Origin of the sequence: Embleya sp. NPDC005575 (assembly GCF_040605455.1) — a bacterium.
In the GTDB taxonomy this organism is placed as follows: domain Bacteria; phylum Actinomycetota; class Actinomycetes; order Streptomycetales; family Streptomycetaceae; genus Embleya.
In genome coordinates this window covers 1-11,059 of the sequence record NZ_JBEXCV010000222.1, presented here as the reverse complement: position 1 = coordinate 11,059, position 11,059 = coordinate 1, and the positions used below count along the sequence as shown (strand labels likewise).

11 protein-coding genes and 1 pseudogene are annotated in these 11,059 nt (G+C 71.1%); 6 read left to right on the top strand and 6 right to left on the bottom strand.

What is annotated here, in order from left to right:
- Positions 1-200: 200 nt before the first annotated feature.
- Positions 201-1,211 (bottom strand): annotated as a pseudogene (locus ABZS54_RS39570) (MFS transporter); the annotation flags it as partial.
- 204 nt (positions 1,212-1,415) lie between these two features.
- Between ABZS54_RS39570 and ABZS54_RS39565 the strand changes: the two are divergent.
- The 3 genes from ABZS54_RS39565 to ABZS54_RS39555 all read left to right on the top strand — a co-directional run bounded on the left by ABZS54_RS39565 (position 1,416) and on the right by ABZS54_RS39555 (position 4,285).
- Positions 1,416-2,354 carry a LysR substrate-binding domain-containing protein gene (locus tag ABZS54_RS39565; RefSeq protein WP_355547187.1) on the top strand — a complete coding sequence of 313 codons (939 nt, stop codon included), beginning with the start codon at positions 1,416-1,418 and terminating at the stop codon, positions 2,352-2,354.
- A 170-nt stretch (positions 2,355-2,524) separates the two neighbouring features.
- Positions 2,525-3,658 carry an adenosine deaminase gene (locus ABZS54_RS39560; protein WP_355547185.1) on the top strand — a complete coding sequence of 378 codons (1,134 nt, stop codon included), beginning with the start codon at positions 2,525-2,527 and terminating at the stop codon, positions 3,656-3,658.
- Positions 3,659-3,856: 198 nt separating this feature from the next.
- Positions 3,857-4,285 carry a hypothetical protein gene (locus tag ABZS54_RS39555; RefSeq protein WP_355547183.1) on the top strand — a complete coding sequence of 143 codons (429 nt, stop codon included), beginning with the start codon at positions 3,857-3,859 and terminating at the stop codon, positions 4,283-4,285.
- A gap of 161 nt (positions 4,286-4,446) precedes the next feature.
- On the opposite strand, the gene ABZS54_RS39550 is transcribed toward ABZS54_RS39555, so the two are convergent.
- The 5 genes from ABZS54_RS39550 to ABZS54_RS39530 all read right to left on the bottom strand — a co-directional run bounded on the left by ABZS54_RS39550 (position 4,447) and on the right by ABZS54_RS39530 (position 8,940).
- Positions 4,447-5,481, bottom strand: a complete 1,035-nt coding sequence (locus ABZS54_RS39550) for a hypothetical protein (RefSeq protein WP_355547181.1) — start codon at positions 5,479-5,481, stop codon at positions 4,447-4,449.
- Between the two features lie 133 nt (positions 5,482-5,614).
- Positions 5,615-5,806, bottom strand: a complete 192-nt coding sequence (locus tag ABZS54_RS39545; RefSeq protein ID WP_020552665.1) for a PspC domain-containing protein — start codon at positions 5,804-5,806, stop codon at positions 5,615-5,617.
- A 100-nt stretch (positions 5,807-5,906) separates the two neighbouring features.
- Entirely contained in the window at positions 5,907-6,587 is a 681-nt protein-coding gene (locus tag ABZS54_RS39540; protein ID WP_355547179.1) for a hypothetical protein, read from the bottom strand.
- Positions 6,584-8,266: a HAMP domain-containing sensor histidine kinase gene (locus ABZS54_RS39535; protein WP_355547177.1), complete on the bottom strand. Its 1,683-nt coding sequence runs from the start codon at positions 8,264-8,266 to the stop codon at positions 6,584-6,586. Before ABZS54_RS39535 ends, ABZS54_RS39540 begins: the two co-directional genes overlap by 4 nt.
- Positions 8,263-8,940, bottom strand: coding sequence for a response regulator transcription factor (locus tag ABZS54_RS39530; protein ID WP_174861367.1), 678 nt, complete (start codon positions 8,938-8,940; stop codon positions 8,263-8,265). The genes ABZS54_RS39535 and ABZS54_RS39530 overlap by 4 nt, the downstream gene beginning before the upstream one ends.
- Before the next feature lie 166 nt (positions 8,941-9,106).
- Between ABZS54_RS39530 and ABZS54_RS39525 the strand changes: the two genes are divergently transcribed.
- The 3 genes from ABZS54_RS39525 to ABZS54_RS39515 form a co-directional block, all read left to right on the top strand.
- On the top strand, positions 9,107-9,730 hold the full coding sequence (locus ABZS54_RS39525) for a SigE family RNA polymerase sigma factor (protein WP_355547175.1): 624 nt from the start codon (positions 9,107-9,109) through the stop codon (positions 9,728-9,730).
- 282 nt (positions 9,731-10,012) lie between these two features.
- Entirely contained in the window at positions 10,013-10,345 is a 333-nt protein-coding gene (locus tag ABZS54_RS39520) for a hypothetical protein (protein ID WP_355547173.1), read from the top strand.
- A gap of 98 nt (positions 10,346-10,443) precedes the next feature.
- Positions 10,444-11,059 (top strand): hypothetical protein (locus ABZS54_RS39515; protein ID WP_355547171.1); only part of this gene is annotated, 616 nt, incomplete at its 3' end.

The window sequence follows — 11,059 nt, the reverse complement described above, 5'->3', positions numbered from 1 at the left end:
GACGAGTTGGCCGAGCGCGAGCGGGACGAACACCGTCCACGCGAGCTTTTGCAGTTGGTCCTCGCGCAGTCGGGGATAGCTAGCCGCCAAATCGGTGCGGGCGCCGGCGCGCCGGCCACCCGGCCCTTGAGGCCGTGGGCCACCGCGCCCGCCGCGGCCATCAGCACCAGCACGAGCAGCACCGCGCCCGCCCAGCCCTGGCCGTGGAAGGCGACGCCACCGATCGGGCCGCCGACGCTCGCGCCGAGGTAGTAGGCCGCCAGGTACAGCGCGGATGCCTGCGCGCGGCCCTCGGTGACCCGCAGGCCGACCGCCGAACTGGCCGCCGAATGGCCCGCGAAGAAGCCCGCCGTGAGCACGATCAGGCCGACCACGACCAGTGCCAGGTGGTCCGGCAGGGTCAGCAGCGCGCCCGCGGCGGTGATCGCCGCGGCGGCCCACAACGTCGCACGGTGCCCGATCCGGCCGACCAGCCGGCCCGAGGCGGCCGAACTGAAGGTACCCGCCAGGTAGATCACGAAGATCGCGCCGACCACCGTCTGCGGCAACCCGAACGGCTCGGCGAGCAACCGGTAGCCGAGGTAGTTGTAGACCGTGCCGAACGCCGCCATGAACACCATGCCCAGCAGGTACAACCGACGCAGTACCGGATCCGCGAGGTGCGAGCGCAGCACGCCGGTGAGTTGCCGGGCGCTCATGGTCGACGGGGTGAAGTTGCGCGACGGCGGCAGCAACACCCGGAAGGCGACCGCCGACCCGAGGGCGAGCAGACCGACCGCCACCAGTGCGACCCGCCACCCGCCCAGGTCCGACGCCAGTCCGGTGACCAACCGGCCGCCCATGCCGCCGATGCTGTTGCCCGCCACGTACAGCCCCATCGCCGAGCCCAGCGAGGGCCCGTCGACCTCCTCGGCGAGGTAGGCCATCGCAGTCGCGGGCAGCCCGGCCAGTGCGACACCCTGCACCGTGCGCAGCGCCACGAGGGTGCCGAAGTCCGGGGCGAACGCGGCCAGTACGCCCAGCAGGGCGGCGCCGAACACGGAGATCGTCATCACCCGCGAGCGGCCCCACCGCTCGGACAGCATGCTTACCGGGATCACCGCCAGGGCCAGCGCACCGGTGGTCACCGAGACCGAGAGGCTGGCCGTGGCCGGGTCCAGGTCGAACCCGTCGGACAACTCCGGCAGCAGTGTCTGGGTCGCGTAGAGCATCGCGAAGGTCGAACAGCCCGCGGCGAACAGCGCCAGGTTCACCCGGCGATACGCGCGCGAACCGCGCGTGTGCCGGATCGCCGAAGTAGCGGTCGGGAGGGTGCTTGGGGCGGGGTCCGATGAGCTGTTCGAGGCGGGCATGAGTACGAAGCTAGGCCGCGTCGTTTCATGCGTCCAATGCATGTTTGAGCAAGAATCCATACCATGTCGTATGACAGCAGATCAGCGGAGGTTTCCGCTGCCATCGTCCCGCTCCTGACGCAATTCGCGGCGGTCGCGCGCGAGGAGCACATCACCCGAGCGGCGGCCGGCCTGGGCATCCCGCAGCCCACGCTCAGCCGCACGATGGCCCGGTTGGAGGCCGACGTCGGCGTGCCGCTGCTGGCCCGCACCGGGCGCGGGGTGGCGCTCACCCGACAGGGCCACACCCTGCTCGGCTACGTGGAACAGGCGCTCGCGCTGCTGGAGCGCGGACTGGACGAGGTGATCGAGGACGTGGGCGGGGCGCGCGGCAAGGTCGCGTTCGGATTCCTGCACACGATGGGGCCCGAGGCGGTGCCCGGCCTGCTGCGTGCCTTTCGGGTGCACCACCCGGGTATCCGCTTCCAACTCGTCCAGGCGTCGGCCTCGGCGATGCTGGAGCGCATGCGGGCCGGCGAACTCGACCTGTGCCTGACCGCGCCGTTGCCGGACGCACCGGATCTGGCGGTGCGGGCGCTCGACGATCAGCGGCTCTACCTGGTGGTGCCGGCCGACCACCGGCTCGCGCGCCGTCGCCGGGTGCGGTTGGCGGAGGCGGCCGAGGACGTGTTCGTGTGCATGGAGCCCGGCTACGGGCTGCGCCGGATCACCGACGCGCTGTTCGCCGAGGCCGGGTTCGTACCCAGGATCGCCTTCGAGGGCGAGGAGGCCGAGACGCTGCGCGGCCTGGTCGCGGCGGGCCTGGGCGTTGCGCTGCTGCCCGCACCCGACGCGCCGCGCCCGGGCACGGTGCACCTTGCCGTCACCGCGCCCCGCACCTTTCGCACCATCGGGCTGGCCTGGATGCCGGGCCGACCGGAGACCGCGCCCGTGCGCTTGTTCCGCGAGTTCGTGCTCGGCCGACGCGGCAACCTGCTACACCCGGACCGCCCCGAGGACTGAGCCCTCCCCCACCCTGCCACCCCCCGGCGCGTCAGCGCCCCCGACCCGCGCCCACCCAAGTGATCGACGCGCGAAGCGGGGGAGACAAAAAGGTGCTCCCCTCGCGAGCCGGCGACGAAGGCGCCCAAAAAAGCAGCATGATCTACGCGCGTAGGCAGTAAAGTCCTTTCATGTACAGCAGCCACCCGAACACGCCCGCTGTCTCGCCCACGGTCGAGCAGATCCGGCGTGCCCCCAAAGTCCTGCTCCACGACCACCTCGACGGTGGGCTGCGTCCCACCACGATCATCGAACTCGCCGAGGCGGTCGGCTACGACCGCCTGCCCACCACCGACCCCGAAGCGCTCGGCACCTGGTTCCGCGAGGCCGCCGACTCCGGCTCGCTGGAGCGTTACCTGGAGACCTTCGACCACACCGTGGCGGTGATGCAGACCCGCGAGGGTCTGTTCCGCGTCGCCGCCGAATGCGCCGAGGACCTCGCCGCCGACGGCGTGGTCTACGCCGAGATCCGCTACGCGCCCGAGCAGCACCTGGCCGCGGGCCTGACCCTGGACCAGGTGGTCGAGGCGGTCGACGAGGGCTTCCGCGAGGGCGAGCGCCGCGCGGCCGAGGCCGGCAACCGGATCAAGGTCGGCGCGCTGCTCACCGCGATGCGGCACGCGGCCCGCTCGCTGGAGATCGCCGAACTCGCCAACCGGCACCGCGACCTGGGCGTGGTCGGCTTCGACATCGCCGGCGCGGAGGCGGGCTTCCCGCCCACGCGTCACCTGGACGCGTTCGAGTACCTCAAGCGGGAGAACAACCACTTCACCATCCACGCCGGCGAGGCGTTCGGCCTGCCGTCGATCTGGCAGGCGCTCCAGTGGTGCGGCGCGGACCGACTCGGACACGGCGTGCGGATCATCGACGACATCACGGTCAAGGACGATGGCAGCGTCGAACTCGGCCGGCTCGCGGCGTACGTGCGTGACAAGCGCATCCCGCTGGAGATGTGCCCGACCTCGAATCTGCAGACCGGCGCTGCCACGTCCTACGCCGATCACCCGATCGGCCTACTGCGCCGACTCTATTTTCGGGTGACCGTGAACACCGACAACCGTTTGATGAGCGGTACGTCGATGACGCGGGAGTTCGAACACCTCGTCGAGGCGTTCGGCTACGGCCTGGACGACCTGCAGTGGTTCACCGTGAACGCGATGAAGAGCGCCTTCCTGCCCTTCGACGAGCGCCTCGCGATGATCAACGAGGTGATCAAGCCCGGTTATGCCGTGCTCAAGTCGGAATGGCTTTTCGGTCGGAACTGACCTTTCGCGGGTGCGCCCGCCCGATTCGGAGCCATGCGGATCGCGGGCGCGCCCCGGGCCCCTTCCGCGCGCGGGCGAACGGTCCCGCCTGACCCGAAGGGGCGTTTTGCGTATCCCGCGTCCGGTTCGCTACGTTGCGGTCTCACTTCGTTACGGGGTGTGCTTTGCCCCGCCCGAATCGAGAACCCGAGGATGCACATGCGATCGGTAACGCGTAAGGCGGCCATCACGGCCGGACTCGGTGCGGCACTGGCAGCGGGAGCTGCGGGCTCCGCGAGTGCGGCGCCGCCGGTCGGCCTGGTCGACGAGCTGTCGCCGTCCGCCTCGACGGCCCAGCCGGCCATGCCGGACGCCGCCGCCGCGCCGTTCCCGGTGAGCCAGGTGACCGACGTACTTCCCGCCGGCAAGGTGCTCACCCCGGGCCAGTCGCCCCTCGACAGCCTGGCCGCGAACGTGGCCGAGAACACTGCCCACAACATGGAGCAGGGCATGGGCGACATGGCCGCCGAGCAGAGCGGCCCGGCCAAGGGCGGCCTGGGCTCGCCGCTCAGCGCGCTGCCCACCGAGAAGCTGTCGACAGGCGCTTCCCCGCTGGGCGGGTCGCCGCTCGAGGGTCTGCCCCTTTAGCATCCGCATCGGGTTCTGCCCCTGCCGCCGAGCCGGGTCGTCGGTGCGGAACCGGTCGGTCCTGCCGCGGCACGAGCCGTGTCCATCGCGTGTCGATCCTGCGCGAGGACACGGCTTCGTCATGCCCGGGCGGCGGCCGCCCGATCGTTGCCGCGCACGCGCTACAGCGAGTCGTACATGTCCTTCGCCACGTTCCCCAGATACGGTCCGGTCATGGTGTGCGACGTCGGCGAGGTCACCCCGAGCGAGACGTTGCTGACCAGGAAACTTCGCCCGTTCACCTCGGCGAACCAACCCCCGCCGGAGGAGCCGCCGGTCATCGTGCAGCCCATCCACAACATGTCCGGTTGCGGCCAGCCATCCTCGCGGAAGTCCGTGGTCGGAGACGAGCACGTGTAGAGCGTGGTGCCGTCGTAGGGCGTGTCGCCCGGGTAGCCGAACGACTGCACGCGAAGGTGTCGGGGTGCGTTCCAGTACACGTCCGCGCCCGGCCCCACCGCGTCCTCCAGCGTGCGACCGGCGCGCGAGTCGACGATGAAGGCGCCGTAGTCGTACGGCGACGCACTCGCGTCCTTGCCGCCCGGATCGGCGTTCTGCGCCCACTGGTTGCTCACCGTGGTCCGCCGGGCCGGCCAACGCCCGTACGGCTCGCGTTCGGCCGGCGTGCGGCCCGCGCCGTTGTACCCGGGCACGAACGTGACCCGGTCGTAGAAGGTCCCGTTCCGGCCCCCGTGCAGGCAGTGCCCCGCCGTCCACACCATGTTCCCGCTGGGGTGGTGCACGACGGTGCCGCTGCATTCGGCGACGCCGTCCGGCATCCGGAAGAAGATCTTGCCCCGGATCGCCGTGTCGGGCTCGGTGTACGGCGCGGCCACCCGGCGCGCCTGGATCGTCGGCGGTTGGCGGAAGTCCGCCTCGGGGCGTTGCTGCTCCTGGTCGGGCAGTTGCGGCTGCTGCTGGCCGGGGGAGATCTCGTTGCCCCGGGGCTTGGCCTCGTCCTGCCGGTTCTGATCCCAGAACCCTCGGGTGTCCTCGACGTCGCGGTCGCTGTACTGCTTCGAGTTCATCGCCTGCGTGCGCCCGGCCTCGACCGCCAATGTGCCGCTCAGCACCAGCCCGATCAAGGTCACCAATACGCCGGCGAACACCGACATGGTGACGATGAGGTTCTTGTTGTGCGTGCTTCCCGGTTGCATGTCCCCGCCCCCCGACCGAGCGCACGGCCCGGAATCCTCCGGTCCCGCAAGACCACTCGATCGACCCGCCTACCCATCCGTTGATCGGATGATAGGCGCCGGCGCGGTCGGGCCGTGCCCCCTGCCGCCCGGCTCAGTCCTGGGGCAGCAGGATCCACAGCGCGATGTACAGCAGGAATTGCGGGCCCGGCAGCAGGCAGGACAACACGAACACCACCCGCACGGTGGTGACGGACCAGCCGTAGCGGCGGGCGATCCCGGCGCAGACGCCGGCGATCCGGCGGCCGTGCCGCGGGCGGCTGAGAATCGCGGTGCTCATGGTCATGATGGTGCCTCCTCGATGCGACGACTGCGGATACGGCGTCGTCGTACTTCGAAGGTAGGCGGATCCGCATCCGGACACATCCGTCGCAGGGCCCGACCGGTCATCCGCCTTGGGAAGTAAGGGTCTTCCCGGAGGGGCGGGCGGCCTGCGGCCAGTCCTTCTCGAACGCCGACGGCGAGCCGGAGGGCCGGGTGCCGGGGGGCGGTGTGGCCGCGTTCTTGCGGCTGATGTCGAGATAGCTCTCACACCGGTAGCTCTCCGGCGCGGTGCGCCGCCCGGCGAGCAGCACGGTGTCACCGCCGGACGCGCTCTGCAGCGTGCAGACCACCTGGCCGAGCGCGATCGTGGCCAGCGCCGACAGTGGCGCGTCCAGCCGGAACAGGGCGGGCGGGTCGCCGTCGCGCCGATCCGCCGCAGTCAGGCCGCCGGCGGGCAGCGCGGTGGTGTATCCGTCCAGCGCCTCGGCGTCGTTGGGGCCCAGGTGCAGCTCCTCCAGGAGCTGGTTGACCTGGTCGATGCGCGCCTTGTCCGGGACCGCCTCGTTCGGCCGCAGCAGCAGCCGGCCGCCCCGGGGCAGCGCCTGTAGTCGGTTGTCCTTCACCAGATACACGATGTGCCGCTCCGAGCCGGGCAACTGGCTCTGCGCGGACGGCGCCGTCCGGTTGGCCGGCTTCCCGGCGCCCACCGGTCCCTCGGTCGGCCGAATCCCGCACGATGTGAGCGCGGCGAGCACGCCCGTCGTCGCGAACACCACGATCGGGAGCCGCCGACGAGGTCTCAACGCCTGCCTCCTCGCTCGTCGTGCCTGCCGGAACGGATGCCTCCGACGTCGCCGAGGTTCGACCCGACCTGTTCCGCAGGCCCGGCGTTCTCGGCATTCTCGGCGTACTCCGCGTCGAGGTCGGCGTGCACGCCGTCGTCCTCGACCCCTTCGTCCGGGTCGATTATCTCTTCGAGCTCGGGCGGCACCAACGGCAGGCGCAGGGTGAACTTGGCGCCGCCCCCGGGCATGTTCGAGGCGAACGCCGTACCGCCGTGGATACGGGCGTTCTCCATCACGATGGAAAGGCCCAATCCGCTGCCCTCGGAACGGGCCCGCGAGCTGTCCGCCTTGTAGAAACGGTCGAACACGTGCGGCAGCACGTCCTCGGGGATGCCGGGACCGGTGTCGGAGACCTCGATCACCAGGTCCTCCTCGCCCGGACCGGCGAGCATGCCGGGGACCGTCGCGCGCGGCTCGTGGTGGATCTCGACGGTCACCGGCGAGCCGCCGTGCCGCAACGCGTTGCCGACCAGATTGGAGACCATGACGTCCAGTCTGCGCGGGTCCACCTTGGCCAGGATGCCCCGGGGTGCCCGCAGGTCCACCGCGTCCATCCAGGCGCGGGCGTCCAGGCACGCGGTGACCAGGTCGGTGATGTCCACCTCGTCGGCCACCAGCGCCGCGGTGCCCGCGTCGAAGCGGGACACCTCCATCAGGTCCTCGACCAGCGTGGCCAGCCGCTCGATCTCGGCGACCACCAGCCGCGCGGCGGGCGCGCCCTGCTCGCCGAGGCTGTCCGCCTCCTCCTCGAGCAGTTCGCTGACCGCGGTCATCGCCGCCAGCGGGGTGCGCAGCTCGTGCGAGACGTCCGCGACGAACCGGCGCGAGGAGGATTCCAACGCACGCAGCTCGGCGACGCTGCGCTCCAGCTTCTCCGCCGCGTCGTTGAAGGTGCGGGACAGGTCGGCGAGTTCGTCCGAGCCGCGCACGTCCAGCCGGGTGTCCAGGCGGCCCGCGCCCAACTCGCGCGCGGCGTGGCCCAGCCGGCGTACCGGGCGCAGGATGTGCCGCGCGGCGAACACCGCGACGACCGCCGCCGCGCCGAGCGCGAGCAGGGTGCCCACGATCAGGTAGCGGGCCAGCGAGTTGAGGTCGGCCTGCTCGTCCTTGAGCGACTTGAACATGTAGCCGGTGGGCCCGTTGGGCACCACCCGGGTGCCGCCGACGAGGTAGGGCTGCCCGTCGATGTCGATACGCTGGAAGTACATGTGGAAGCCGCCGTTGTTGTCGGCGGTCTGCACCACGCGCTGCAGCCTGGCGGGCACCCGTTCCAGCGGGAACCGGGTCGGGTTGGAGGCGACCGGGCGGCCGTCCACGCCGACCAGGACCACGGAGTAGCCGAAGCTGCTTTCCCGCATCTGATCGACGGCGGGCCCCAGGTCGGCCTGGTCCGGCTTCTCCGGCAGGTTCGCGGAGACCCGACCGAGGTTGTCCCGGAACTCGGTGAGCACCGAGTCCTGCGCGCGCTCCAGGACGGCGGTACGAGTCAGCCAGTAGGCGATCCCGGACGCGGCGACCGCGGAGATCAGCGCGACCAGCGCGAAGGCGACGAGCACCCGAAACCGCAACGAGCGCAGCTTCAGGGTCGGGGCGACCCGGCGGACGACGCGGCGTACCAGCGGCGGCCGGCCCGTCACTGGGGCGGGTCGAGGCGGTAACCGACGCCCCGGACGGTGCGGATCAGCGTCGGTGCGGACGGAGTCTGCTCCACCTTCGCGCGCAGCCGCTGGACGCACGCGTCCACCAGACGCGAGTCGCCGAGGTAGTCGTGCTCCCACACCAGGCGCAGCAATTGCTGCCGGGACAGCGCCTGGCCGGGGCGCCGGCTCAGTTCGACCAGGAGCCGCAACTCGGTCGGGGTGAGCTGGAGTTCCTCGCCGGCCTTGGTCACCGTCATCGCGTTGCGGTCGACCACCAGGTCGCCGAACACCGACGCGTCGGACACCTCGCGCTCGCCGCGACGCAACACCGCGCGGATCCGGGCGTCCAGTACGCGCGGCTGGACCGGCTTGACCACGTAGTCGTCGGCGCCGGACTCCAGCCCGACCACCACGTCGATGTCGTCGTTGCGCGCGGTCAGCAGGATGATCGGCAGCGAGTCGGTGCGGCGGATCCGCCGGCACACCTCGAAGCCGTCGATGCCCGGCAGCATCACGTCGAGCACGATCAGGTCGGGACGCTGCTCGCGCCACCGCTCCAGGCCGGCCTCACCGGTGGCAGCGGTGACCACGCGATGGCCCTGGCGCCCCAGGGCGAGTTCGAGTCCGGTTCGCACGGACTCGTCATCCTCGATAAGCAGCAGGTAGGGCACGCAGGCCATTGTGTCTGACGTCACGGCTGGGAAGAACACGGGGAGGCCCCTTCCGGTTCGCCGACCGAGGCCGCTGTTGCATACCTGTGACAGCTCGCCGACGTGACGATGAAGCCCGCCCAGCAGGCTGTACATCGTGAACGAGCGCCGAACCGGGGGAGAAGTCATGCAGTCCCAGACGCAGTCGCAGGGCATCCGCAAGGACAACCGCCGTACCGTCGTCGCCCTCGCTCCGCTGAACGGAAACGCGCGTAGCGTTCCGTGCACGGACAGTGTCGACGACGAATTCACCGCGTACGTCCGGGAACGCCGGTCGGCCCTGTTCGCCACCGCGTACCACCTCACCGGTGACCGCAACGAGGCCGAGGACCTGTTGCAGAGCGCGCTGATGAGCACGTACCAGGCGTGGGGTCGGATCCAGGACAAGGCCGCGCTGGGTGGTTACCTGCGCCGCACGATGACCAACCTGCACATATCGGCCTGGCGGCGGCGTCGGATCAACGAGTACCCCTCGGAGGAGCTGCCCGAGCGTCCCGACGGTTCGGACTCGATGGGCGACACCGAGCTGCGCGCGGTGCTGTGGCGGGCGCTGGCCAAGCTGCCCGAACCGCAGCGCACCATGCTGGTGCTGCGCTACTACGAGGGTCGTACCGACCCGGAGGTGGCCGAGGTGCTCGGTTGCAGCGTCGGCACGGTCAAGTCGAGCATCTGGCGCGCGCTGCGCCGGCTGCGCGAGGACGACGCGCTGAGCTTCGGTGCCGACGAGGCGTTCGCCGAACTCGTCGCCTGACACCCGCACGGGTGGTACCTGCTCGGTTGTTCGCCATCTCGGTGGCGCCTCCGTGCCGGCTTTCCGCCGCCGGCTTCCGCTGTGCAGTTGTGTCGATCGGTGGTGATGTGTCCCGAGCCGGGTGTGTCTCATCGGCAGGGACGGCGGATGAGGCTGTGACGGTTCCGTCGAATTCGAAGCGGATTCGGGACATCGGCGCACGGGGCGCCGAATTGCGCTTCTCGTAGCCGAGTGGCTACGTTGCGTGGTCAATCCTCTGGTCGACAGGGAAGGGCCACCGTTATGTCCTCCGTTCTTCGTACCGCGCTTGCCGCCACGTCTCTCGGCGCCGCCGCCGCGTTCGGCATCGCCGGCAGTGCCGCGGCCGCGCCCGCCGTGCCCGACGGGATCTCTCGGACCGATGTACCCGCCGCCGGCAAGGGTGCCGCAGTCGCGACCGAGGCCGTGCTCGGCGCCGTGCAGCGCGCGCAGCTCAACCCGATGAACGGCGGCGGTGTGAACCCGCTGTCCAACAGCGTCGGTACCGAGGTCGGCGACGCGCCGGTCGGCACCGACCTGGTCACCGGCGACCTCGCCGACGGGATGACCGTGCAGGATGCCCTCGATCGGCTCTGAGTCGGCCGCTCTCCGCGCCTCGCCGAGACGCGGCTCCTGCCGCGGCGCCCGTGCCCGTCTACCCTGAGCCGCGAACGTGGCCACGGGGAGGCAGTCGGATGCGGCAGGAAACGGATCGTTTGCGGGAGCCGGCGGCATGGGCGCTGGTCGGGTTTGTGGCGTTGGAATTGGCGGTCGACGCGCTGCGCGTCCTGTTCGGTGTGGGGTCGGGGGTGCACGGCTTCCGGGCACGGGCCTATGGCGGTCAGTCCGCGCTGCTCGACGTCCTCACGCCGGCGCTGCTCGCCGGCGCGGTGCTGTTGGTGACCCATGCGGGGCGGCCCACACCGAGGGCCCGGGTGATCACTCGGGCCGCGCTGGGGGTGCTCGCCGTGCAGGGGATCGCCGGGGTCACCGTGGCGCTGGGTGCTCTCGCCTACGACGGCGGCGGGTTCGCCGACATCCCGGCCGGGGCCCGGGTCGAGCAAAGCGCGGTCAACGTCGGCGTGCTGGTCCTGTTCGCACTGTGCGCGTACTTCCTGATCGTGGTCCTGGGCGCACCGAGCCCGCCGACGGTCACGCGCGGCAAGTCGCTGCCGCACCAGGAATGGCCCACCCACGGGCGTGACGCCACGGCGGCGGGCCGACCGGCCGCGCCGTCCGGGGCCTACCCGGTGCACGAGCACACCGGGACGGGGACGCATGTCATGCCCGGCGGGGCGGCTCGGTGGCCTC

Bases quoted from the DNA above. Each gene is read 5' to 3' on its own strand.
- ABZS54_RS39550 (WP_355547181.1), bottom strand. From the start codon at position 5,481: ATGCAACCGGGAAGCACGCACAACAAGAACCTCATCGTCACCATGTCG.
- ABZS54_RS39560 (WP_355547185.1), top strand. From the start codon at position 2,525: ATGTACAGCAGCCACCCGAACACGCCCGCTGTCTCGCCCACGGTCGAG.
- ABZS54_RS39520 (WP_355547173.1), top strand. From the start codon at position 10,013: ATGTCCTCCGTTCTTCGTACCGCGCTTGCCGCCACGTCTCTCGGCGCC.
- ABZS54_RS39525 (WP_355547175.1), top strand. From the start codon at position 9,107: ATGCAGTCCCAGACGCAGTCGCAGGGCATCCGCAAGGACAACCGCCGT.
- ABZS54_RS39565 (WP_355547187.1), top strand. From the start codon at position 1,416: ATGTCGTATGACAGCAGATCAGCGGAGGTTTCCGCTGCCATCGTCCCG.
- ABZS54_RS39555 (WP_355547183.1), top strand. From the start codon at position 3,857: ATGCGATCGGTAACGCGTAAGGCGGCCATCACGGCCGGACTCGGTGCG.
- ABZS54_RS39545 (WP_020552665.1), bottom strand. From the start codon at position 5,806: ATGACCATGAGCACCGCGATTCTCAGCCGCCCGCGGCACGGCCGCCGG.